Source organism: Escherichia sp. E2562 (genome assembly GCF_005781075.1).
Taxonomy (GTDB): domain Bacteria; phylum Pseudomonadota; class Gammaproteobacteria; order Enterobacterales; family Enterobacteriaceae; genus Escherichia.
Window position 1 is genome coordinate 81,685 of sequence record NZ_VATM01000011.1, and the last position, 24,488, is coordinate 106,172.

General features: G+C 50.7%; 19 protein-coding genes. 10 read left to right on the plus strand and 9 right to left on the minus strand.

The features are described 5' to 3' along the window. The first annotated feature begins 24 nt into the window (after positions 1-24). Positions 25-2,781: a two-component sensor histidine kinase BarA gene (gene barA, locus FEK43_RS16455; protein ID WP_130207684.1), complete on the plus strand. Its 2,757-nt coding sequence runs from the start codon at positions 25-27 to the stop codon at positions 2,779-2,781. A gap of 233 nt (positions 2,782-3,014) precedes the next feature. Here the strand turns inward: barA and gudD are convergent, their stop codons facing one another. The 7 genes from gudD to syd form a co-directional block, all read right to left on the minus strand. Then, positions 3,015-4,355 carry a glucarate dehydratase gene (gudD, locus tag FEK43_RS16460; RefSeq protein WP_135407688.1) on the minus strand — a complete coding sequence of 447 codons (1,341 nt, stop codon included), beginning with the start codon at positions 4,353-4,355 and terminating at the stop codon, positions 3,015-3,017. Between the two features lie 20 nt (positions 4,356-4,375). Further along, positions 4,376-5,716 carry an enolase C-terminal domain-like protein gene (locus FEK43_RS16465; protein ID WP_135407690.1) on the minus strand — a complete coding sequence of 447 codons (1,341 nt, stop codon included), beginning with the start codon at positions 5,714-5,716 and terminating at the stop codon, positions 4,376-4,378. Between the two features lies 1 nt (position 5,717). After that, the gene (gene gudP, locus FEK43_RS16470) at positions 5,718-7,070 is read right to left on the minus strand and encodes a galactarate/glucarate/glycerate transporter GudP (protein ID WP_135407692.1); all 1,353 of its coding nucleotides are present in this window, start codon (positions 7,068-7,070) and stop codon (positions 5,718-5,720) included. A 435-nt stretch (positions 7,071-7,505) separates the two neighbouring features. Then, positions 7,506-7,955, minus strand: coding sequence for a flavodoxin (locus FEK43_RS16475; protein ID WP_130207688.1), 450 nt, complete (start codon positions 7,953-7,955; stop codon positions 7,506-7,508). Between the two features lie 17 nt (positions 7,956-7,972). Continuing rightward, the gene (gene truC, locus FEK43_RS16480; protein ID WP_130214547.1) at positions 7,973-8,755 is read right to left on the minus strand and encodes a tRNA pseudouridine(65) synthase TruC; all 783 of its coding nucleotides are present in this window, start codon (positions 8,753-8,755) and stop codon (positions 7,973-7,975) included. Further along, positions 8,755-9,084: a YqcC family protein gene (locus FEK43_RS16485; RefSeq protein ID WP_130207692.1), complete on the minus strand. Its 330-nt coding sequence runs from the start codon at positions 9,082-9,084 to the stop codon at positions 8,755-8,757. Before FEK43_RS16485 ends, truC begins: the two co-directional genes overlap by 1 nt. Positions 9,085-9,706: 622 nt before the next feature. Further along, complete coding sequence (syd, locus tag FEK43_RS16490; RefSeq protein ID WP_130207694.1) at positions 9,707-10,252, minus strand: SecY-interacting protein; 546 nt, start codon at positions 10,250-10,252, stop codon at positions 9,707-9,709. A 67-nt stretch (positions 10,253-10,319) separates the two neighbouring features. On the opposite strand from syd, the gene queF reads away from it, so the two are divergent. The 5 genes from queF (at position 10,320) to xni (ending at position 16,955) form a co-directional block, all read left to right on the plus strand. Continuing rightward, entirely contained in the window at positions 10,320-11,168 is an 849-nt protein-coding gene (queF, locus tag FEK43_RS16495; RefSeq protein ID WP_130207696.1) for an NADPH-dependent 7-cyano-7-deazaguanine reductase QueF, read from the plus strand. 111 nt (positions 11,169-11,279) lie between these two features. Beyond that, positions 11,280-12,644 (plus strand): nucleotide 5'-monophosphate nucleosidase PpnN, encoded by a 1,365-nt coding sequence (ppnN, locus tag FEK43_RS16500; protein WP_130207698.1) that lies wholly within the window; start codon positions 11,280-11,282, stop codon positions 12,642-12,644. A gap of 557 nt (positions 12,645-13,201) precedes the next feature. Then, a complete protein-coding gene (gene sdaC, locus FEK43_RS16505; RefSeq protein ID WP_064528228.1) occupies positions 13,202-14,491 on the plus strand; it encodes an HAAAP family serine/threonine permease SdaC in 1,290 nt (429 codons plus the stop codon). Between the two features lie 57 nt (positions 14,492-14,548). Beyond that, complete coding sequence (gene sdaB, locus FEK43_RS16510) at positions 14,549-15,916, plus strand: L-serine ammonia-lyase II (protein WP_135407695.1); 1,368 nt, start codon at positions 14,549-14,551, stop codon at positions 15,914-15,916. A 283-nt stretch (positions 15,917-16,199) separates the two neighbouring features. Further along, positions 16,200-16,955 carry a flap endonuclease Xni gene (xni, locus tag FEK43_RS16515; RefSeq protein WP_135407697.1) on the plus strand — a complete coding sequence of 252 codons (756 nt, stop codon included), beginning with the start codon at positions 16,200-16,202 and terminating at the stop codon, positions 16,953-16,955. Positions 16,956-17,009: 54 nt separating this feature from the next. Here the strand turns inward: xni and fucO are convergent, their stop codons facing one another. After that, positions 17,010-18,158, minus strand: a complete 1,149-nt coding sequence (fucO, locus tag FEK43_RS16520) for a lactaldehyde reductase (RefSeq protein WP_135407699.1) — start codon at positions 18,156-18,158, stop codon at positions 17,010-17,012. 27 nt (positions 18,159-18,185) lie between these two features. Continuing rightward, entirely contained in the window at positions 18,186-18,833 is a 648-nt protein-coding gene (fucA, locus tag FEK43_RS16525; RefSeq protein WP_130259356.1) for an L-fuculose-phosphate aldolase, read from the minus strand. A 546-nt stretch (positions 18,834-19,379) separates the two neighbouring features. Here fucA and fucP point away from each other — a divergent pair. From fucP to fucU, 4 genes are all read left to right on the plus strand, one after another. Next, positions 19,380-20,696, plus strand: coding sequence for an L-fucose:H+ symporter permease (gene fucP, locus FEK43_RS16530; protein ID WP_000528603.1), 1,317 nt, complete (start codon positions 19,380-19,382; stop codon positions 20,694-20,696). 32 nt (positions 20,697-20,728) lie between these two features. Beyond that, positions 20,729-22,504, plus strand: coding sequence for an L-fucose isomerase (gene fucI / locus FEK43_RS16535; protein ID WP_135407701.1), 1,776 nt, complete (start codon positions 20,729-20,731; stop codon positions 22,502-22,504). Positions 22,505-22,612: 108 nt separating this feature from the next. Continuing rightward, a complete protein-coding gene (gene fucK, locus FEK43_RS16540) occupies positions 22,613-24,031 on the plus strand; it encodes an L-fuculokinase (RefSeq protein ID WP_135407704.1) in 1,419 nt (472 codons plus the stop codon). Position 24,032: 1 nt separating this feature from the next. Next, a complete protein-coding gene (fucU, locus tag FEK43_RS16545; RefSeq protein ID WP_000920840.1) occupies positions 24,033-24,455 on the plus strand; it encodes an L-fucose mutarotase in 423 nt (140 codons plus the stop codon). The last annotated feature ends 33 nt before the right edge of the window (positions 24,456-24,488 follow it).

Here is a 24,488-nt window from a genome sequence, read left to right on the forward strand (position 1 = left end):
TTAATTGTCCCATAACGGAACTCCATGACCAACTACAGCCTGCGCGCACGCATGATGATTCTGATCCTGGCGCCGACCGTCCTTATTGGTTTATTGCTCAGTATCTTTTTCGTCGTGCATCGCTATAACGACTTGCAGCGTCAACTGGAAGATGCCGGTGCCAGCATTATTGAGCCGCTTGCAGTTTCTACTGAATATGGCATGAGCCTGCAAAATCGCGAATCTATCGGTCAGTTGATAAGCGTTTTGCATCGTCGCCATTCTGATATTGTTCGCGCCATTTCAGTTTACGATGAAAATAACCGACTCTTTGTCACCTCCAATTTTCATCTCGACCCTTCAGCAATGCAGCTCGGTAGTAACGTGCCATTTCCGCGCCAGCTCACTGTCACACGTGATGGCGATATTATGATTTTGCGTACGCCGATTATCTCCGAGAGTTATTCTCCCGACGAATCGCCCATTAGCGATGCCAAAAATAGTCAGAATATGCTGGGGTATATTGCCCTTGAGCTGGACCTTAAATCGGTGCGCTTACAGCAATATAAAGAGATTTTTATTTCCAGCGTGATGATGCTGTTCTGTATTGGTATTGCGCTTATTTTTGGCTGGCGACTCATGCGCGATGTAACCGGCCCGATTCGCAACATGGTGAATACTGTCGACCGCATCCGCCGAGGACAACTCGACAGCCGGGTGGAAGGATTTATGCTCGGCGAGTTGGATATGCTGAAAAACGGCATTAACTCGATGGCAATGTCTCTGGCGGCTTATCACGAAGAGATGCAGCACAATATCGACCAGGCGACATCAGATCTGCGTGAAACGCTGGAGCAGATGGAAATTCAGAACGTTGAGTTGGACCTGGCGAAAAAGCGCGCCCAGGAAGCTGCGCGTATTAAGTCCGAGTTTCTGGCGAACATGTCACATGAGCTGCGTACACCGCTGAATGGAGTTATTGGCTTTACCCGCCTGACGCTGAAAACAGAATTAACGCCAACGCAGCGCGATCACCTGAACACGATTGAACGCTCGGCAAATAATTTGCTGGCAATTATTAATGATGTTCTCGACTTCTCGAAACTGGAAGCGGGCAAGCTGATTCTGGAAAGTATTCCGTTCCCGCTGCGCAGCACGCTGGATGAAGTGGTTACTCTTCTGGCGCATTCTTCTCACGATAAAGGGCTGGAATTGACGCTCAATATTAAGAGCGACGTCCCAGATAACGTGATAGGCGATCCACTGCGTTTACAGCAAATCATCACTAACCTGGTAGGGAATGCGATTAAATTCACCGAGAATGGCAACATCGATATTCTGGTGGAAAAACGAGCGCTGAGTAATACCAAAGTTCAGATTGAAGTGCAGATCCGCGATACCGGTATTGGTATTCCTGAACGCGATCAATCGCGCCTGTTCCAGGCTTTCAGGCAGGCAGATGCCAGTATTTCACGCCGTCATGGCGGCACCGGGCTGGGGCTGGTAATTACGCAAAAACTGGTTAATGAGATGGGCGGAGATATCTCGTTCCATAGCCAGCCGAATCGTGGCTCAACCTTCTGGTTCCATATTAATCTCGATCTGAACCCGAATATTATTATTGAAGGACCATCCACCCAATGCCTCACAGGCAAACGCCTGGCTTATGTCGAACCGAACTCGGCAGCCGCGCAGTGCACGCTGGATATTTTAAGCGAAACACCGCTTGAGGTGGTCTACAGCCCAAGCTTCTCGGCACTCCCTCCCGCGCATTACGACATGATGTTGTTAGGGATTGCGGTGACTTTCCGCGAACCGCTAACGATGCAACATGAGCGGTTAGCGAAAGCGGTGTCGATGACCGATTTTCTGATGCTCGCCCTTCCGTGCCATGCACAGGTCAATGCCGAAAAACTCAAGCAAGATGGTATCGGCGCGTGTCTGCTGAAACCCCTGACGCCTACACGTCTGTTACCTGTACTGACCGAGTTTTGCCATCAAACACAAAATACGCTGTTGCCTGTCACCGACGAAAGTAAGCTGGTAATGACGGTTATGGCTGTTGATGATAATCCCGCCAACCTGAAACTTATCGGCGCATTGCTGGAGGACATGGTTCAGCATGTGGAGTTGTGCGATAGCGGACATCAGGCGGTTGAACGAGCAAAACAGATGCCGTTCGATTTAATCTTAATGGATATTCAAATGCCGGACATGGACGGCATTCGTGCATGCGAACTTATCCACCAGCTTCCGCACCAGCAACAAACGCCAGTCATCGCGGTGACTGCACATGCGATGGCTGGGCAAAAAGAGAAATTACTTGGCGCGGGGATGAGCGATTATCTGGCGAAACCGATAGAAGAAGAGCGATTGCATAATTTGCTGCTGCGCTACAAACCCGGCAGCGGCATTTCTTCCCGCGTTGTGACGCCAGAAGTGAACGAAATTGTGGTGAACCAGAATGCGACTCTGGACTGGCAACTGGCGCTACGCCAGGCCGCTGGCAAAACCGATCTGGCGCGCGATATGCTGCAAATGTTGCTCGATTTCCTGCCAGAAGTTCGTAACAAAGTTGAGGAACAACTGGTTGGGGAAAACCCGGAAGGCCTGGTTGATTTGATTCATAAACTGCATGGCAGTTGCGGCTATAGCGGTGTGCCGCGTATGAAGAATCTCTGTCAACTTATCGAACAACAGCTACGAAGCGGTACTAAAGAAGAAGATTTGGAGCCGGAGCTACTGGAATTGTTGGACGAGATGGATAATGTGGCACGCGAAGCCAGTAAAATTCTTGGGTAATAAATATTTTATCGAGTAAAAATCGGCTTCTTATGAAGCCGATTTCAGACTGGTGACAAGGTGCCTGTGTTTATGCCGGATGCGGCGAAAACGCCTTACCCGGCCTACGAAACCATTCAAATTCAATGAATTAAAAAAGCATGTGTGCCTGATAAGCGTAGCGCATCAGGCAATTTTGTGTTTGGCATCAGTCTCAAACCGGCTCCTGACAGAGCCGGTTTTTGTTTTCTGTCTTAACGCACCATGCACGGACGCTTGTTATCGAACGTCCAGCCAAGAATCAGGTACTGCATCCCCATCGCATCATCACGCGCGCCAAGCCCGTATTTCTGATACAGCTCGTGGGCTTTCATCACCTGATCCATATCGATTTCTACACCCAGACCCGGTTTTTCCGGCACTTGTACCAAACCGCCTTTGATCTCAAAAGGCTCTTTAGTCAGGCGCTGATTACCTTCCTGCCAGATCCAGTGCGTATCAATCGCGGTGATTTTACCCGGTGCAGCTGCGGCAACATGGGTAAACATCGCCAGGGAAATATCGAAGTGGTTGTTAGAGTGTGAACCCCAGGTCAGGCCAAATTCATGGCACATTTGCGCCACACGTACCGAACCCTGCATCGTCCAGAAATGCGGGTCCGCCAGCGGGATATCAACAGATTGCAGGGAGAGCGTATGGCCCATCTGCCGCCAATCGGTGGCGATCATATTGGTTGCAGTCGGCAGACCAGTCGCGCGACGGAACTCTGCCATCACCTCACGCCCGGAGAAACCTTGCTCCGCACCACACGGATCTTCTGCATAAGCCAGCGAACCTTTCAGGTATTTACCAATTTTAATCGCTTCGTTCAGCGACCAGGCACCGTTAGGATCGAGCGTAATACGTGCCTGCGGGAAGCGTTGCGTCAGTGCCACAATAGATTCGGCTTCATCTTCCCCGGCCAGTACACCGCCCTTCAGTTTGAAATCGTTGAAGCCATATTTTTCATACGCCGCTTCCGCCAGGCGCACCACCGCATCCGGCGTCATCGCTTCTTCGTGACGAAGACGATACCAGTCGCATTTGTCATCCGGCTGGCTTTGATACGGTAACGGTGTGGCTTTGCGATTGCCGACAAAGAACAGATAACCCAGCATTTCGACTTCGCTACGCTGTTGACCATCGCCCAGCAAGGATGCCACGTTAACTCCAAGGTGTTGCCCAAGCAGATCCAGCATTGCCGCTTCTATCCCGGTAACTACATGGATAGTGGTACGCAGGTCAAAAGTCTGTAAACCGCGCCCGCCAGAATCACGATCGGCAAAAGTATTACGCACCAGCGTCAGAACGTTTTTGTATTCACCCAGCGTTTTACCTACCACCAGCGGAATCGCATCTTCCAGCGTCTTACGGATTTTCTCGCCGCCGGGAATTTCCCCTACGCCGGTGTGACCAGAATTATCTTTGATGATCACAATATTACGCGTGAAGAACGGTGCGTGTGCGCCACTCAGATTCATCAGCATACTGTCATGACCCGCCACCGGGATGACCTGCATTTCAGTAACAACAGGCGTCGTAAATTGAGAATTCATATTTATATCCTTATTCAAAATCAATGACGGCCGAAAACGGGACGTTTACGGTCAAAGGTCCAGCCGGGGATCAGGTACTGCATCGGACCCGCGTCGTTACGCGCGCCGCCAGGCAGACGTTTATAGGCTTCGTGCGCCTTTTGTACCTGTTCCCAGTCCAGTTCCACGCCCAGGCCGGGCGCATCAGGAACGGCAATTTTTCCGTTTTTAATCTCCAGCGGATTTTTGGTCAGGCGACAATCGCCCTCCTGCCAAATCCAGTGGGTATCGATAGCGGTGGGATTACCCGGTGCCGCCGCGCCCACATGGGTAAACATCGCCAGAGAGATATCGAAGTGGTTGTTGGAATGACAGCCCCAGGTCAGCCCCCAGTCGTCGCAAAGCTGTGCCACGCGGACTGCACCGGAAAGCGTCCAGAAGTGCGGATCGGCAAGTGGAATATCTACCGCATTGAGCATCACCGCATGACCCATTTCACGCCAGTTGGTGGCGATCATGTTGGTCGCGACGGGCAAGCCGGTCGCCCGCCGAAACTCCGCCATCACTTCACGGCCGGAGAAGCCTTGTTCTGCGCCGCATGGATCTTCAGCATAGGTAAGAACATCATTCAGCCCTTTGCATAGAGAAATGGCTTCATCAAGTAGCCAGGCACCGTTGGGATCAACGGTAATCCGCGCATCCGGGAAGCGTTTCTTCAATGCACGAACGGTGTCGATTTCTTGCTCGCCGGGTAATACGCCGCCTTTGAGTTTGAAATCTTTAAAGCCATAGCGATCCTGTGAGGCTTCCGCCAGACGCACAACGGCTTCGCTGTTCATCGCTTTCTGGTGACGCAACTGATACCACTCATGGTTACCTGGTGTACTGTCCAGATAAGGAAGATCGGTTTTAGTCCGATCACCGATATAAAACAGATAACCGAGGACGGTAATAGCATCGCGTTGCTTACCTGGGCCAAGCAGTTCACAGACCGGAACATTCAGCGCCTTACCTAACAGGTCCAGCAAAGCGGCTTCCAGCGCCGCCACGGCGTTAACGCGCAATTCAAAGGTCCAGGCACCTTTGCCGAAGGTATCAAAATCGGCGACCTGATTACCTTTATGCACCTGCTGGACCACTTTATTCAGTCGCGCGACTTCCTGGCCCAGAACTATCGGAATAGCATCGACAAGTGTTTGATAAATCACCTCTCCGCCCGGTGCTTCACCAATGCCGGTATGTCCGGCATTATCGGTGAGTACCACAATGTTGCGGGTGAAATATGCGTTATGTGCACCACCAATATTGAGCAACATGCTGTCATGTCCGGCGACCGGAATGACTTTCATATCAGTAATGACTGGACTGGATTGTGTCGTCATCTTATTGCCCCGCGACAGGTTTCAGCTCGATACGCTTAATATCGCCCACCAGCACCAGGTAGCTCAGCACCGCGATTAAGGCATGAACCCCGACATAAATCAGCGCCCCATTAAAGGAGCCAGTCGTGCCAACGATATAACCAATTGCGATTGGCGTGACGATACCGGAAATGTTACCGAACATATTGAACAGGCCGCCGGAAAGACCGCTAATCTCTTTCGGCGCAGTATCTGCCATTACCGCCCAACCCAGCGCCCCGATGCCTTTACCGAAGAAGGCCAACGCCATGAAACCGATGATCATCCACTCAACATCGACGTAGTTACAGAACACCATCACCATCGACAGCAACATACCCATCACGATCGGTGTTTTACGCGCAATGTTCAGTGAACCCGTGCGGCGCATCAGCCAGTCGGAAATAATCCCCCCCAGCACGCCGCCGATAAAACCGCAAACAGCAGGAACGGAAGCCACAAAGCCCGCTTTCAGAATCGACATCCCGCGCGCCTGCACCAGATAAACCGGGAACCAGGTAATAAAGAAGTAAGTCAGGGCGTTGATACAATACTGACCGATATAAACACCGATCATCATCCGCGAACCGAGCAGCTGTTTGATCTGCCCCCACTTCACGCTGAACGGCACTTTAACTTTGGTGTTTTGCTGATCCATATTGATCAGCGCGCCGCCAGCGGCGATGTACTCCAGCTCTTTCTGATTTACGCCCGGATGTTGATTTGGCTCGTGGATGACTTTCAGCCAGAAAAAGCTGATGACAATGCCCAGACCGCCCATAAAGAAGAAGACGTGTGACCAACCCACTTCATGAGTCAGCCAGCCCATAATCGGCGCGAAGATCACCGTTGCGAAGTATTGGGCGGAGTTAAAAATCGACACCGCCGTTCCCCTTTCCTGCGCCGGGAACCAGGCTGCCACGATTCGGCTGTTGCCGGGAAAAGAAGGTGCTTCGGCAAGCCCTACCAGGAAGCGGAGAGTAAACAAGGCAACGATAATGCCGAATCCACTAAAGATATCGACGAAACCTTGCAGCAAGGTAAACATCGACCAGATAAAGATTGACCAGAAGTAGACGCGTTTTGAACCAAAGCGATCCAGCAACCAGCCGCCAGGGATCTGCCCAATAACATAAGCCCATGAGAAAGCAGAGAACACATAGCCCATACCCACTGGATCAAGACCGATATCTTTGGCCATTTCCGAACCGGCGATCGAGAGCGTAGCGCGATCGCCGTAGTTGAAAGATGTGACGATAAACAGCATCACCACTATCCAGTAACGAGCATTCGTGCGTTTTTCCACACTGCTCGCAGCCTGACTTAAAGAACTCATTGTTGCACTCCTGAAAATTCGCGTTAGCCACGCTCACTCTGGACTGCGACATCGCCAGGAAATCAGAGGTGACGTAGGGTGTTTTTGCCGTTTTTATAGGTCGTTCGCCGAATGCGGCGCGTGTTTTATATCTGGCAATAGCAGTATAAAAAGCGCGCCATAGCGGCTCACCGTGCAACAACACAACATTAATGCGTTCAATGAGGCTCGATTTTGGCATTAGCCCTGGACGGTGGAATCCACTTCACGGAAATGAAAACAAGAACAAGAAAGGAAGGGTTAAATCGGAGAAATAAAGAAGAGTATGAAATGGATCGCTTGACTCCAGGCAAACGCCAGTAAAAATCCGCGCTAAGAAGCAGTTTTTACAGGCATTTGCCTGAAAAGACTCGATTCAGCACCGCTAAAACGGTATTTTGCCGATCGCTGAACAAATCAGGGCAACAGCGTCCCCCACTGCTCAACCCACGGATTGGATTCCGTTTCTGGTTCCGGGGTTTCACTGGCATCGATCAGCAGCATTTCCCCTACCCGCTGCGCGCTCTGTTCCTGTAACAAAGCATCAAACTGTTTGCCACCGTTGCAGAAATTCACATAACTACTGTCGCCGAGCGCAATCACGCCGTAACGCAGGTTCGGCTGGAAACCGAGGTTATCCTTTATGCCCAGAAAGAGCGGCACAATGCTGTCAGGAAGGTCGCCCTGCCCGGTGGTGGACGTAACTACCAGAACATACTTGTCCTGATAGGGTAACCAGTCGCTTAATTCTGGGTCTTCAAACACCGTTGCTTTGTGGCCCTGTGCGGTCAGAATCGCTTCCGCTTCTTCGGCCACTAGCAGTGAATTCCCGTACATGGTGCCTACAAAAATACCAATTTCCGCCATACCGTTTTCTCCCTGGGTTAGGAACTTATCTCATCATCCTGACCCGATGGCGCGCTGAACTCAACCCTTTCATTTTCAGGAAGCAGACCGCGCCAGCCAAATTGTGATAATGCCTGCATCCAGGTGTCGTCCAGACCGGCGTGGATAGTCAGCGGCTCGCCAGTAAAAGGATGCGTCAATGACAACTTACTGGCGTGCAACATTAACCGCTGGAGGCCAAAATGTTCAGCCGCGCTGCGATTCTGGCGCAAATCGCCATGTTTGCTGTCGCCAATAATCGGATGGCGCAAATGGGCGAGATGGCGACGAAGCTGATGTTTGCGTCCGGTTTTCGGCTCCAATTCCACCAGACCGTAGCGTGTCGTCGGGTAACGCCCGGTCGCGACTGGCATTTCAACCGTCGCCAGACCGCGATAATGCGTCACTGCTGGCTGCGGGCCTTTATCTTCGCGGGCATACTTATCGGCGATTTTATCCAGTTCTTCCACCAGCGGATAATCCAGCACCGCTTCTTCCATCAGCCAGCCACGCACAATCGCATGGTAACGTTTCTGGATTTGGTGCTGTTCAAACTGTTGCGCTAACAGCCGTCCGGCCTCGCTGGATAATCCCATCAGCAATACGCCGGAAGTCGGTCGGTCCAGCCGATGCGCGGTAAACACGTGCTGACCAATCTGGTCACGTACGGTTTGCATGACCACCACTTTTTCGTCACGATCCAGCCAGCTGCGGTGAACCAGCCAGCCAGACGGTTTGTTAACCGCAACCAGCCATTCATCCTGGTAGAGTATTTCCAGCATCAGTTTGTATCATCCGCAAAAAGCGCATCCAGTTTTTCCAGCTCCGCCAGAATAAGCGCGCGCTGGGGGTGGTCCGTCGCCAGCGCCATTTCATAATACGGCGCCACGGCGAAAGCCCCTGGCAATGGCTGATTATTATCTAAGAGATCGTGCATTCGCGGGATCAGTACCCATTGCAACCATTCCAGTGGCTCCATCGTATCCATAAAGAAAGGTTGGGTACTGTTGAATTGATGCGGCTGCGGTTCATCGCTCCGCCAGTGCTGATGTTCACGCAGTAATGTTTCAAGCGCCTGCAACTGAAGACGAACGCGGTCATGAGTGGTCATAAAACAACCTCAAGAAGAAAAAACTGCCGCGAAGGATAGCAGGAATAAAAAAAGGGAGCACTGTATTAACAGTGCTCCCGGTTCGTTTCGCAGCATTCCAGCTACTTTTGTTGCTCCCTGCTCATCCTTGACAACTTTTCCTGTGGTCTTGCGACCAATCGTTCATCCTGAACTAATGCTTCCTGCTCACACCACCCCGATGTGATACTTCATCCTGAAGTGTCCCTGGCCATCCTGACCCACCGAATCATCCTGACCGGTTCTCATTCTCCGTCCTGGAGGTGTCCTTTAACGCATCCAGCGTTTTCCTCTTCGCTTCATCCAGAAGCCTTTCCCTGAAGCACCATCCTGGCGTGTCCTTTAGAAGTGTCATCATCCTGATGTTCACTTCGTTGTCTGACTCCCTGTCGACGAAGATAGAATCGTCTTTTTCGCTGAGTCTTACAAGGCGCTTACAGACAATGCCTTAAGGAAAATTTCATATGAAAGTTAAGGATCTTTCTTCAATACATTGATTTAAAATAGAAATATCGATTCTTATCTTTTTAAGTATTCACTTACTTCCTGGCGATCTCCTACAGGGTCTGTAAGAGATCTCTCACAACCAGACGGGGTATTTGGATTACAGAAGAGGCTTAAGCTGCATAAGGAATTCCGCAAGATTTGAGGCTAAATGCATACGATTCCGCGTCCCCAGCGTCTCTTTGCATACTTCGCCAGAGAGATTACATACCGAAATCACTTCCAGCTCCTCTTCCAGTGTGGCGATAAATAACGTGGGGGGCAGTTTCAGACGTTTCTGGGTAACCAGATGTCCAATCAGGTTTTCCTGCACCCGGCGGAAGTCATCTTCGCTCCAGGTTTGCAGTAATGTCAGTTTGATATCGCCAAACTGCGCATGCATATCCCCGGCAAACTGGGTCGTATAGAAGGTATGAATTGCGGGTTGTATCACAATATCAAACGCACGCTCAACCGCGTTTACATTTTGCTCACCGCTAAACGGCTGCGGTTGCCAGAACACAGCATCATTAGTGGTTGAAATAATGCACGGTGAAGGAACGCCATACAGCTCCTCGCTTAACGGCCAACTATTGTGCTGTTCGTGCCATGCATCACAGTAACGCGTGGTAAAATCTCTCAAGGCTTGTGCGGTCAATTCGTCCACTAATTTCTCTCTTCACTTAAACCAGATACACTTGTCGTTTAGTTTATCTGGTTTATGACGGTGAAACATGTCTTCTTATGCAAACCATCAGGCACTTGCGGGCCTGACTCTTGGAAAATCAACCGATTACCGGGATACCTATGACGCCAGCCTGCTACAAGGCGTTCCACGTAGTTTGAATCGCGATCCGCTGGGCCTGAAAGCAGATAATCTGCCTTTTCACGGTACGGATATCTGGACGCTATATGAACTTTCCTGGCTGAATGCGAAAGGTTTGCCGCAGGTTGCCGTGGGTCATGTTGAACTTGATTACACCAGCGTAAATCTCATTGAGTCGAAGAGTTTTAAGCTCTATCTCAACAGCTTTAACCAGACACGCTTTAACAATTGGGATGAAGTGCGCCAGACGCTGGAGCGCGACTTAAGCACTTGCGCCCAGGGTAACGTTAGCGTGGCGTTATATCGTCTTGATGAACTGGAAGGTCAGCCGGTGGGGCATTTCAATGGCACCTGCATTGATGACCAGGATATCGCTATCGATAACTATGAATTCACCACTGACTATCTTGAGAATGCCATCAGCGGCGAGAAAGTGGTGGAAGAAACACTCGTTAGCCACCTGCTGAAATCAAACTGCCTGATTACTCATCAACCAGACTGGGGATCTATCCAGATTCAGTATCGTGGACGCAAGATTGACAGGGAAAAACTGCTGCGTTATCTGGTTTCTTTCCGTCATCATAACGAGTTCCATGAACAGTGCGTAGAGCGCATTTTTAATGACCTGTTACGCTTCTGCCAGCCAGAGAAATTAAGCGTTTACGCACGTTATACCCGTCGTGGCGGTCTGGACATTAACCCATGGCGCAGTAACTGTAATTTTGTCCCATCGACAACCCGTCTGGCACGGCAATAAAATTTTTCTCAATTTTGCGGGCTGGATTCACGCATAAGGTTGTGAAAGGTCATCAGGCAGGGCTATTGTAATCAAAGGGAATGACGATAATCGTCCCATAAGGAGTTTTTCTTGATTACACATATTAGCCCTCTTGGCTCCATGGATATGTTGTCGCAGTTGGAAGTGGACATGCTTAAACGCACCGCCAGCAGCGACCTCTATCAATTATTTCGCAACTGTTCACTCGCTGTTCTGAACTCCGGTAGCCTCACCGATAACAGCAAAGAATTGCTGTCCCGTTTTGAGAATTTCGACATTAACGTGCTACGCCGTGAACGCGGCGTTAAGTTAGAACTGATCAATCCCCCGGAAGAAGCTTTTGTCGATGGGCGTATCATTCGCTCCTTGCAGGCCAACTTGTTTGCCGTTCTGCGCGACATTCTCTTCGTCTATGGGCAAATCCATAACACCGTTCGTTTTCCAAATCTGAATCTCGACAACTCTGTTCATATTACCAACCTGGTCTTTTCTATCTTGCGCAATGCTCGCGCGCTGCACGTGGGCGAAGCGCCCAATATGGTGGTGTGCTGGGGCGGTCACTCCATCAACGAAAACGAGTATTTGTATGCCCGTCGCGTTGGTAATCAGTTGGGGCTGCGTGAGTTAAATATTTGCACTGGCTGTGGTCCAGGCGCGATGGAAGCGCCGATGAAAGGCGCAGCGGTTGGACACGCCCAACAGCGTTACAAAGACAGCCGTTTTATTGGTATGACTGAACCATCAATTATCGCCGCTGAACCGCCTAACCCGCTGGTTAACGAACTGATCATCATGCCGGATATCGAAAAACGTCTGGAAGCGTTTGTCCGTATCGCCCACGGCATCATTATCTTCCCTGGCGGTGTGGGTACAGCGGAAGAGCTACTGTATTTGCTGGGAATTTTAATGAATCCGGCCAACAAAGATCAGGTCTTGCCATTGATCCTCACCGGCCCGAAAGAGAGTGCTGATTACTTCCGCGTACTGGACGAGTTTGTCGTGCATACGTTGGGAGAAAACGCGCGCCGCCATTATCGCATCATCATTGATGACGCTGCAGAAGTAGCCCGTCAGATGAAAAAAGCGATGGCGCAGGTGAAAGAAAACCGTCGCGATACGGGCGATGCCTACAGCTTTAACTGGTCAATGCGTATTACGCCAGATTTGCAAATGCCGTTTGAGCCGTCTCACGAGAATATGGCTAATCTGAAGCTTTACCCGGACCAGCCAGTTGAAGTGCTGGCTGCCGACCTGCGTCGTGCGTTTTCTGGCATTGTGGCGGGGAACGTAAAAGAAGTCGGCATTCGCGCCATTGAAGAGTTTGGGCCATACAAAATCAACGGTGATAAAGAGATCATGCGCCGTATGGACGACCTGCTTCAGGGGTTTGTTGCCCAACATCGTATGAAGTTACCAGGCTCTGCCTACATCCCTTGCTACGAAATCTGCACCTAATCCTCCCTTCCCCGGTAACGTTTGTTGCCGGGTTTTTCTCTTTTTTGGTCGCTCACTAATCAATCTATTTCATTTGTTATATGAATGTTTCAGCACGTCATCATGTCATTAATATCACCAACTGTAATATGTCATACAATTTACGTTGTAGCGCAAACGTTTCCCTTCATTTGAAGACCGCATTTTATCTCCGCAAAAAAGAAAATCTTGCAATCATTAACTAAAAGTATTGATTTTTGCAGTTCAACCTACATATATTGCGCGCCCCGGAAGAGGTCAGATGTCGTTAATCTGCCAAATATTGCCCTTAAATTCTCTTTTACTTTTGATTTACAGAGTAAAGCATTGGGATTATCTATCTTCCAAGTAGATTATTGTATTTGAGATCAAGATCACTGATAGATACATAACTTGTGTGTATCTTTCCGCCCTCAAATTATTACGGCGGAAAATGATTAAGCCATCGCCGATAGACAGATTTCATTTTTACGGCCAGGCACCTTCCCGGGCTGAACTGGCTAAAAGCTGAATTATTTGCATTCCTCCAGGAGAAATAGATGGAAACGACTCAAACCAGCACGATTGCGTCGAAAGACTCTCGCAGTGCCTGGCGCAAGACAGATACCATGTGGATGCTGGGCCTTTACGGCACGGCGATCGGCGCGGGCGTGCTGTTCCTGCCAATCAACGCCGGTGTTGGCGGTATGATCCCGCTGATCATCATGGCTATCCTTGCGTTCCCGATGACGTACTTTGCGCATCGTGGCCTGACTCGCTTCGTGCTGTCTGGTAAAAACCCAGGCGAAGACATCACCGAGGTAGTAGAAGAACACTTTGGTATTGGCGCAGGTAAACTGATTACCCTGCTCTACTTCTTCGCTATCTACCCGATTCTGCTGGTTTACAGCGTGGCAATCACCAACACGGTTGAAAGCTTCATGTCTCACCAGCTGGGTATGACGCCGCCGCCGCGTGCGATTCTGTCACTGATCCTGATCGTGGGTATGATGACCATCGTTCGCTTCGGTGAGCAAATGATCGTTAAGGCGATGAGTATTCTGGTATTCCCGTTTGTTGGCGTACTGATGCTGCTGGCTCTGTACCTGATCCCGCAGTGGAACGGCGCAGCACTGGAAACTCTGTCTCTGGACACTGCATCGGCAACCGGAAACGGTCTGTGGATGACCCTGTGGCTGGCAATTCCGGTAATGGTGTTCTCGTTCAACCACTCTCCGATCATCTCTTCTTTCGCCGTTGCGAAGCGTGAAGAGTACGGCGATATGGCAGAACAGAAATGCTCGAAGATCCTGGCATTCGCTCACATCATGATGGTGCTGACCGTAATGTTCTTCGTATTCAGCTGTGTACTGAGCCTGACTCCGGCAGACCTGGCTGCGGCTAAAGAGCAGAACATCTCGATTCTGTCTTACCTGGCTAACCACTTTAACGCGCCGATCATCGCGTGGATGGCTCCGATTATCGCGATTATCGCTATCACCAAATCCTTCCTGGGCCACTACCTGGGCGCACGTGAAGGCTTCAACGGTATGGTGATCAAATCACTGCGTGGTAAAGGTAAGTCTATCGAAATCAACAAGCTGAACCGTATCACTGCGCTGTTCATGCTGGTAACGACCTGGATTGTTGCCACCCTGAACCCGAGCATCCTGGGTATGATTGAAACCCTGGGCGGCCCAATCATCGCGATGATCCTGTTCCTGATGCCGATGTACGCCATTCAGAAAGTACCGGCAATGCGTAAATACAGCGGTCACATCAGCAACGTATTCGTTGTCGTGATGGGTCTGATTGCAATCTCCGCAATCTTCTACTCTCTGTTCAGCTAAGTCCTTTCGCGCCGCTTTCGGGCGGCGCTTCCTCCGTTTTAACGCGATGTATTTCCTATGATTAGCGTATTCGATATTTTCAAAATCGGCATTGGCCCTTCCAGTTCTCATACCGTTGGACCAATGAAAGCGGGTAAACAATTTACCGACGATCTGATTGCCCGTAACCTGCTTAAAGACGTGACCCGCGTGGTGGTTGACGTCTATGGTTCGCTCTCTCTGACCGGCAAAGGGCACCACACTGATATCGCCATTATTATGGGCCTGGCAGGTAACCTGCCGGATACCGTGGATATCGATTCTATCCCTGGTTTTATTCAGGATGTGAATACTCACGGTCGCCTGATGCTGGCAAACGGTCAGCACGAAGTCGAGTTTCCGGTTGATGAATGCATGAACTTCCATGCCGATAACCTTTCTCTGCATGAGAACGGCATGCGCATTACCGCGCTGGCGGGCGATAAAGTTGTTTACAGCCAGACGTATTACTCCATCGGCGGTGGCTTTATCGTTGATGAAGAGCATTTTGGCCAGCAGGATAGCGCACCGGTTGAAGTTCCGTATCCTTACAGTTCAGCAGCCGACCTGCAAAAACATTGCCAGGAAACCGGGCTGTCACTCTCTGGTCTGATGATGAAAAACGAGCTGGCGCTGCACAGCAAAGAAGAGCTGGAACAGCACCTGGCGAACGTCTGGGAAGTGATGCGTGGCGGTATTGAACGCGGTATCACCACCGAAGGCGTGCTGCCTGGCAAACTGCGCGTTCCACGCCGTGCCGCGGCACTGCGCCGGATGCTGGTCAGCCAGGATAAAACCACCACTGACCCGATGGCGGTTGTTGACTGGATCAACATGTTCGCACTGGCAGTGAACGAAGAGAACGCTGCGGGCGGTCGTGTGGTGACTGCGCCGACTAACGGTGCATGCGGGATTATCCCGGCAGTGCTGGCGTACTACGACAAGTTTATCCGTGAAGTGAACGCTAACTCACTGGCTCGTTACCTGCTGGTAGCCAGCGCCATTGGTTCTCTTTATAAGATGAACGCGTCGATTTCTGGTGCCGAAGTGGGTTGCCAGGGTGAAGTTGGCGTGGCGTGCTCAATGGCGGCGGCGGGTCTGGCAGAACTGTTAGGCGCAAGCCCGGCGCAGGTGTGCATCGCGGCGGAAATCGCTATGGAGCATAACCTCGGCCTGACGTGTGACCCGGTTGCTGGACAGGTTCAGGTACCGTGCATTGAGCGTAACGCCATTGCGGCAGTGAAAGCGGTGAACGCCGCGCGTATGGCACTGCGCCGTACCAGCGAACCGCGCGTCTGCCTCGATAAAGTTATCGAAACCATGTACGAAACAGGTAAAGACATGAACGCCAAGTACCGCGAAACCTCTCGCGGCGGCCTGGCAATGAAGATCGTTGCCTGCGATTAATCGCTCTCCAGAGGCCTCGTTTTGCGAGGCCTCACATTGTTGAGAATGTACCTGTTGTTTATGTCGGATGCGGCGCAAACACCTTATCAGACCTATAAAACAGCGCAAATTCAATAGATTGCGATTCTTTTGTAGGCATGATAAGCGCAGCGCATCAGGCAATTTGGCGTTGTCATCAATATCAGATCTCGTTTTGCGAGCCCTCTTCCTGTTTTCTCATCCAGCCATAGCCTGTTCCGGCATCGAATGTTACCCTTATCGCCTGATCTTTAAGGGGGTTATCGTGGCTGTTCATTTGCTTATTGTCGATGCACTGAATCTTATTCGTCGCATTCATGCCGTGCAGGGTTCACCCTGCGTGGAAACCTGTCAGCACGCCCTTGATCAACTTATTATGCACAGCCAGCCGACCCACGCCGTCGCCGTTTTTGATGATGAAAACCGCAGTAGCGGCTGGCGTCATCAGCGCCTGCCTGATTATAAAGCGGGTCGCCCGCCAATGCCGGAAGAGTTGCACAACGAGATGCCCGCGTTACGTGCAGCCTTTGAGCAACGCGGTGTCCCGTGCTGGTCAGCCAGCGGCAACGAAGCCGACGACTTAGCCGCCACGCTGGCGGTCAAAGTGACCCAGGCGGGGCATCAGGCAACCATCGTTTCGACAGATAAAGGCTACTGTCAGCTACTTTCACCTACATTACGTATTCGCGATTACTTCCAGAAACGCTGGCTGGATGCACCGTTTATCGATAAAGAATTTGGCGTTCAACCGCAGCAATTGCCCGATTACTGGGGGCTGGCGGGGATCAGTAGTTCAAAGGTGCCAGGCGTTGCGGGAATTGGGCCCAAAAGCGCCACGCAGTTGCTGGTCGAGTTTCAGAGTCTGGAAGGGATCTATGAGAATCTGGAAGTGGTTGCCGAAAAGTGGCGCAAGAAATTAGAAGCCCATAAAGAGATGGCGTTCCTGTGCCGTGATATCGCCCGCTTACAGACTGATTTGCATATCGACGGCAATTTACAGCAATTGCGATTGGTACGGTAACGGCGAGCCGGATACGCCGCAAACGTCGTATCCGGCATTATCACATCAGCGCATTTACCAGGCAGTATGGTAAAGCTCTACAATATCCTCAAGCGTTGCTTCACGCGGGTTGCCACCGGTACAAACATCATCCAGTGCCGCCTGAGCCAGTGCCGGAATGTCTTCCTTGCGTACACCAACATCACGCAAATGTGGCGGAATACCGACATCACGGTTGAGAGCAAACACCGCTTCAACAGCGGCATTACGCGCCTCTTCCAGGCTCATACCTTCCACTTTCACGCCCATAACGCGCGCGATATCGCGGTACTTCTCACCGGTAAAGTCAGCGTTATAGCGCATGACATGCGGTAACAGGATGGCGTTCGCAACACCGTGTGGAGTGTTATAAAACGCGCCCAGTGGATGCGCCATACCATGCACCAACCCTAACCCCACATTCGAGAAGCCCATACCCGCAACATACTGCCCGAGCGCCATTTCTTCTCCGGCATCCTTATCACCAGCAACCGATCCTCGCAGCGCACCGGCGATAATTTCAATGGCTTTAATGTGCAGCGCATCGGTCAGCGCCCATGCACCACGCGTAATATACCCCTCGATGGCATGAGTCAGCGCATCGACACCCGTCGCGGCTTTCAGCGCCGGAGGCATGCCATCCATCATGTCAGCATCAATAAACGCCACCTGCGGGATATCATGCGGATCAACGCAAACAAACTTACGACGTTTTTCTTCGTCGGTGATTACGTAGTTAATAGTCACTTCCGCCGCAGTGCCTGCCGTGGTGGGGATCGCCAGAATCGGCACGCTGGGTTTGTTGGTCGGTGAAAGCCCTTCCAGGCTGCGCACATCGGCAAACTCAGGGTTATTGCTGATGATACCAATTGCTTTACAGGTATCCTGCGGGGAACCACCGCCGATGGCGATTAGATAATCCGCACCACTGTTCTCAAATACGCCAAGCCCTTCTTTTACTACGCTGATTGTCGGATTCGGAACGACACCGTCGTAAATCGCCCACGCCAGCCCTGCGGCGTCCATCTTATCGGTCACTTTCGCGACCACGCCGCATTGCACCAGCGTTTTATCAGTCACGATCAGCGCCTTGTTGTAACCACGGCGTTTTACCTCATCAGTAAGAGCACCAATCGCACCGCGCCCAAACCATGCCGTTTCGTTCAGAATCATTCTGTTAGCCATCGTACTTCTCCTTGTTGCTTTGCGAAATTACTCTTCAATCCGTAACCCATAGGTTTTGAATTTCTCCAGCACTACGGCAATCTCTTCATCGCTCAGCACTGGCACCGGGTCCGTAATCGCCAGGGTCGTCAGGTAAAGTTGCGCCAGCACTTCAACTTCATGCGCCAGCCATAACGCTTTTTCCAGATTCACCTCACAAGCGATAAGCCCATGATGTTGTAACAAAGTTGCCTTACGATTTTTGAGAGCCAGCGCAACATGTTCAGAAAGTTCGCGTGTTCCAAAGGTCGCATAAGGCGCGCAAGGAATAGAATTACCGCCAGCCGCCGCAATCATGTAGTGAATAGCGGGGATCGGTCGGTTAAGAATGGAAACTGCCGTGCAATGAATGGCATGATTGTGAACAACCGCGTTGGCATCCGGTCTGCTTTGATAGGCCGCCATATGGAAACGCCATTCGCTTGAGGGGAGCTTTCCTTCCTCATGTTTACCGTTGCCATCAATAAAGACAATATGCGACTCCGTCAGTTTTTCATATGGAATACCTGTAGGCGTAATCAGCATCCCATCCTGATAACGTACACTGACGTTACCCGCTGTCCCCTGGTTCAGTCCCAGGCGGGTCATTTCCAGGCAAGTGTCAATAATCTGACGAGCAAGTTTATTTCGTTCCATTAGCTACCTCTCTCTGATTCAAAACAGGGCAATAATGTTGTTCCTTTCACACTATTGAATTAGCCATTTAATTACCCACCATCTTCTTCCTGATTAACCAGAAAGAAATTCACAAGCTTATATTTTGTGACCTGGTTCAACTAATCACAGTAAATAACTGCAAGTTCTCTTTTTATAACCCCATTAAAAATGACCGCTCTTAAAAATATTTATCAAAACGGTCATTTTTCTGCTCCTCCCAGCCAGGAATGCCCGTTTTCTGCACAAACAATTAATACGGTCATCTGGTTTGTGTTTTTTATGATTTATTTTCTGAAACGGGCATGAAATTTCGATTATTAAAGTGATGGTAGTCACATAAAGTCACTTTCCAGCTAATAAGTGTGACCGCCGTCATATTACAGAGCGTTTTTTATTTGAAAATGAATCCATGAGTTCATTTCAGACAGGCAAATATTCACTGATATGAAGCCCGAACTCGCTAGTTTTGCACTTTTGAAAACATAACCGATTACGTGCTTAAGCTTCTGAACCTAAGAGGATGCTATGGGAAACACATCAATACAAACGCAGAGTTACCGTGCGGTAGATAAAGATGCAGGGCAAAGCAGAAGTTACATTATTCCATTCGCGCTGCTGTGCTCACTGTTTTTTCTTTGGGCGGTAGCCAATAACCTTAACGACATTTTATTACCTCAATTCCAGCAGGCTTTTACGCTGACAAATTTCCAGGCTGGCCTGATCCAATCGGCCTTTTACTTTGGTTATTTCATTATCCCAATCCCTGCTGGGATATTGATGAAAAAACTCAGTTATAAAGCAGGGATTATTACCGGATTATTTTTATATGCCTTGGGCGCTGCATTATTCTGGCCCGCGGCAGAAATAATGAACTACACCTTATTTTTAGTTGGCCTATTTATTATTGCAGCCGGATTAGGTTGTCTGGAAACTGCCGCAAACCCTTTTGTTACGGTATTAGGGCCGGAAAGCAGTGGTCACTTCCGCTTAAATCTTGCGCAAACATTTAACTCATTTGGCGCAATTATCGCGGTTGTCTTTGGGCAAAGTCTTATTTTGTCTAACGTGCCACATCAATCGCAAGACGTTCTCGATAAAATGTCTCCAGAGCAATTGAGTGCGTATAAACACAGCTTGGTATTATCGGTACAGACACCTTATATGATCATCGTGGCTATCGTGTTACTGGTCGCCCTGCTGATCATGCTGACGAAATTCCCGGCATTGCAGAGTGATAATCACAGTGACGCTAAACAAGGATCGTTCTCCGCATCGCTTTCTCGTCTGGCGCGTATTCGTCACTGGCGCTGGGCGGTATTAGCGCAATTCTGCTATGTCGGCGCACAAACGGCCTGCTGGAGCTATTTGATTCGCTACGCTGTAGAAGAAATTCCAGGTATGACTGCAGGCTTTGCCGCTAACTATTTAACCGGAACCATGGTGTGCTTCTTTATTGGTCGTTTCACCGGTACCTGGCTCATCAGTCGCTTCGCACCACACAAAGTCCTGGCAGCCTACGCATTAATCGCTATGGCACTGTGCCTGATCTCAGCCTTCGCTGGCGGTCATGTGGGCTTAATAGCCCTGACTTTATGCAGCGCCTTTATGTCGATTCAGTACCCAACAATCTTCTCGCTGGGCATTAAGAATCTCGGCCAGGACACCAAATACGGTTCATCCTTCATCGTTATGACCATTATTGGCGGCGGTATTGTCACTCCGGTCATGGGTTTTGTCAGTGACGCGGCGGGCAACATCCCCACTGCTGAACTGATCCCCGCACTCTGCTTCGCGGTCATCTTTATCTTTGCCCGTTTCCGTTCTCAAACGGCAACTAACTGAACATATTTTCCGAATAAAGTGAGGAATCTGTAATGAAAAAAATCAGCTTACCGAAAGTTGGCATCCGCCCGGTTATCGACGGTCGTCGCATGGGTGTTCGTGAGTCGCTTGAAGAACAAACAATGAATATGGCGAACGCCACGGCCGCACTGCTGACCGATAAACTGCGCCATGCCTGCGGAGCTGCTGTCGAGTGTGTCATTTCCGATACCTGTATCGCGGGTATGGCTGAAGCCGCTGCTTGCGAAGAAAAATTCAGCAGTCAGAATGTAGGCCTCACCATTACGGTAACGCCTTGCTGGTGCTATGGCAGTGAAACCATCGACATGGACCCAACCCGCCCGAAAGCCATTTGGGGCTTTAACGGCACTGAACGCCCCGGAGCTGTTTACCTCGCAGCAGCTTTAGCTGCTCACAGTCAGAAAGGCATTCCGGCATTCTCCATTTACGGTCATGACGTTCAGGATGCCGATGACACATCGATCCCTGCCGACGTTGAAGAAAAACTGCTGCGCTTTGCCCGCGCCGGTTTGGCAGTCGCCAGCATGAAAGGTAAAAGCTATCTGTCACTGGGCGGTGTTTCGATGGGCATCGCCGGTTCCATCGTTGACCACAACTTCTTTGAATCCTGGCTGGGAATGAAAGTCCAGGCGGTGGATATGACCGAACTGCGCCGCCGTATCGATCAGAAGATTTACGACGAAGCCGAACTGGAAATGGCGCTGGCCTGGGCTGATAAAAACTTCCGCTATGGCGAAGATGAAAATAACAAACAGTATCAACGTAATGCCGAGCAAAGCCGCGCTGTTCTGCGCGAAAGTTTACTGATGGCGATGTGTATCCGCGACATGATGCAAGGCAATAGCAAACTGGCCGATATCGGTCGCGTGGAAGAATCACTTGGCTACAACGCCATCGCTGCGGGCTTCCAGGGGCAACGCCACTGGACCGATCAATATCCCAATGGTGACACCGCCGAAGCGATCCTCAACAGTTCATTTGACTGGAATGGCGTACGCGAACCCTTTGTCGTGGCGACTGAAAACGACAGTCTTAACGGCGTGGCAATGTTAATGGGCCACCAGCTCACCGGCACCGCTCAGGTATTTGCCGATGTGCGTACCTACTGGTCACCAGATGCAATTGAGCGTGTAACAGGGCATAAACTGGACGGACTGGCAGAACACGGCATCATCCATTTGATCAACTCCGGCTCTGCTGCGCTGGACGGTTCCTGTAAACAACGCGACAGCGAAGGTAACCCGACGATGAAGCCACACTGGGAAATCTCTCAGCAAGAGGCTGACGCTTGCCTCGCCGCTACCGAATGGTGCCCGGCGATCCACGAATACTTCCGTGGCGGCGGTTACTCTTCCCGCTTCCTTACCGAAGGCGGCGTCCCGTTCACCATGACTCGTGTCAACATCATCAAAGGCCTGGGACCGGTACTGCAAATCGCGGAAGGCTGGAGCGTGGAATTACCGAAGGATGTGCATGACATCCTCAACAAACGCACCAACTCAACCTGGCCAACCACCTGGTTTGCACCGCGCCTCACTGGTAAAGGGCCGTTTACGGATGTGTATTCGGTAATGGCGAACTGGGGCGCTAACCACGGGGTTCTGACCATCGGCCACGTTGGCGCAGACTTTATCACTCTCGCCTCCATGCTGCGTATCCCGGTGTGTATGCACAACGTTGAAGAGAGCAAAGTGTATCGTCCTTCTACCTGGGCCGCGCACGGTATGGATATTGAAGGCCAGGATTACCGTGCATGCCAGAACTACGGCCCGTTGTATAAGCGTTAATACATTACTCCCTGATGTTATGCCCGGTCACTCCGGCTACCGGGCCTGAACAAGCAAGAGTGGTTAGCCGGATAAGCAATGTTATCCGGCTATATTGCAGGAGCGATTATGAAACAAGAAGTTATCCTGGTACTCGACTGTGGCGCGACCAATGTCAGGGCCATCGCGGTTAATCGGCAGGGAAAAATTATTGCCCGCGCCTCAACGCCTAATGCCAGCGATATCGCGATGGAAAACAACACCTGGCACCAGTGGTCTTTAGACGCCATTTTGCAACGCTTTGCTGATTGCTGTAGGCAAATCAATAGTGAACTAACTGAATGCCACATCCGCGGTATCGCCGTCACCACCTTTGGTGTGGATGGCGCTCTGGTAGATAAACAAGGCAATCTGCTCTATCCGATCATTAGCTGGAAATGTCCGCGAACAGCAGCGGTAATGGACAATATTGAACGGTTGATCTCCGCACAGCGGTTGCAGGCTATTTCTGGCGTCGGAGCCTTTAGTTTCAATACGTTATATAAGTTGGTGTGGTTGAAAGAAAATCATCCACAACTGCTGGAACGCGCGCACGCCTGGCTCTTTATTTCGTCGCTGATTAACCACCGTTTAACCGGCGAATTCACTACTGATATCACGATGGCCGGAACCAGCCAGATGCTGGATATCCAGCAACGCGGTTTCAGTCCGCAAATTTTACAAGCCACCGGTATTCCACGCCGACTCTTCCCTCGTCTGGTGGAAGCGGGTGAACAGATTGGTACGCTACAGAACGGCGTAGCAGCAATGCTCGGCTTACCCATTGGCATACCGGTGATTTCCGCAGGTCACGATACCCAGTTCGCCCTTTTTGGCGCTGGTGCCGAACAAAATGAACCCGTGCTCTCTTCCGGTACATGGGAAATTTTGATGGTCCGCAGCGCCCAGGTTGATACTTCGCTGTTAAGTCAGTACGTCGGTTCCACCTGCGAACCGGATAGCCAGGTAGGGTTGTATAACCCAGGTATGCAATGGCTGGCATCCGGCGTGCTGGAATGGGTGAGAGAACTGTTCTGGACGGCTGAAACTCCCTGGCAAATGTTGATTGAAGAGGCTCGTCTGATCGCGCCTGGCGCGGATGGTGTGAAAATGCAGTGTGATTTATTGTCGTGTCAGAACGCTGGCTGGCAAGGAGTGACGCTTAATACCACGCGGGGGCATTTCTATCGCGCGGCGCTGGAAGGGTTAACCGCGCAATTACAGCGCAATCTACAGATGCTGGAAAAAATCGGGCACTTTAAAGCCTCTGAATTATTGTTAGTCGGCGGAGGAAGTCGCAACACATTGTGGAATCAGATTAAAGCCAATATGCTTGATATTCCGGTAAAAGTTCTCGACGACGCCGAAACGACCGTCGCAGGAGCTGCGCTGTTCGGTTGGTATGGCGTAGGGGAATTTAACAGCCCGGAAGAAGCCCGCGCGCAGATTCATTATCAGTACCGTTATTTCTACCCGCAAACTGAACCTGAATTTATAGAGGAAGTGTGAAATGCTGAAAACAATTTCGCCGTTAATTTCTCCCGAACTATTGAAAGTGCTGGCAGAGATGGGACATGGAGATGAAATTATTTTTTCCGATGCTCACTTTCCCGCCCATTCGATGGGACCGCAGGTGATCCGCGCTGATGGCCTGTTGGTGAGCGACTTGCTCCAGGCGATTATCCCGTTATTTGAACTGGACAGTTATGCACCGCCGCTGGTGATGATGGCGGCGGTAGAAGGTGACACTCTCGATCCTGAAGTAGAACGACGTTACCGTAATGCGCTTTCACTACAAGCCCCGTGTCCTGACATCATCCGCATCAATCGTTTTGCGTTTTATGAACGGGCGCAAAAAGCCTTTGCGATCGTTATCACAGGCGAACGAGCGAAGTACGGGAATATTCTTTTAAAAAAAGGGGTAACACCGTAATCTCATACCGGTACGCCCGCATGACGCGGGCGG

Coding starts and splice junctions, on each gene's coding strand:
- FEK43_RS16465 (WP_135407690.1), bottom strand. CDS start 5,716: ATGACGACACAATCCAGTCCAGTCATTACTGATATGAAAGTCATTCCG.
- truC (WP_130214547.1), bottom strand. CDS start 8,755: ATGCTGGAAATACTCTACCAGGATGAATGGCTGGTTGCGGTTAACAAA.
- fucP (WP_000528603.1), top strand. CDS start 19,380: ATGGGAAACACATCAATACAAACGCAGAGTTACCGTGCGGTAGATAAA.
- queF (WP_130207696.1), top strand. CDS start 10,320: ATGTCTTCTTATGCAAACCATCAGGCACTTGCGGGCCTGACTCTTGGA.
- gudP (WP_135407692.1), bottom strand. CDS start 7,070: ATGAGTTCTTTAAGTCAGGCTGCGAGCAGTGTGGAAAAACGCACGAAT.
- fucO (WP_135407699.1), bottom strand. CDS start 18,158: ATGGCTAACAGAATGATTCTGAACGAAACGGCATGGTTTGGGCGCGGT.
- fucA (WP_130259356.1), bottom strand. CDS start 18,833: ATGGAACGAAATAAACTTGCTCGTCAGATTATTGACACTTGCCTGGAA.
- gudD (WP_135407688.1), bottom strand. CDS start 4,355: ATGAATTCTCAATTTACGACGCCTGTTGTTACTGAAATGCAGGTCATC.
- fucK (WP_135407704.1), top strand. CDS start 22,613: ATGAAACAAGAAGTTATCCTGGTACTCGACTGTGGCGCGACCAATGTC.
- fucI (WP_135407701.1), top strand. CDS start 20,729: ATGAAAAAAATCAGCTTACCGAAAGTTGGCATCCGCCCGGTTATCGAC.
- fucU (WP_000920840.1), top strand. CDS start 24,033: ATGCTGAAAACAATTTCGCCGTTAATTTCTCCCGAACTATTGAAAGTG.
- sdaB (WP_135407695.1), top strand. CDS start 14,549: ATGATTAGCGTATTCGATATTTTCAAAATCGGCATTGGCCCTTCCAGT.
- barA (WP_130207684.1), top strand. CDS start 25: ATGACCAACTACAGCCTGCGCGCACGCATGATGATTCTGATCCTGGCG.
- FEK43_RS16475 (WP_130207688.1), bottom strand. CDS start 7,955: ATGGCGGAAATTGGTATTTTTGTAGGCACCATGTACGGGAATTCACTG.
- FEK43_RS16485 (WP_130207692.1), bottom strand. CDS start 9,084: ATGACCACTCATGACCGCGTTCGTCTTCAGTTGCAGGCGCTTGAAACA.
- sdaC (WP_064528228.1), top strand. CDS start 13,202: ATGGAAACGACTCAAACCAGCACGATTGCGTCGAAAGACTCTCGCAGT.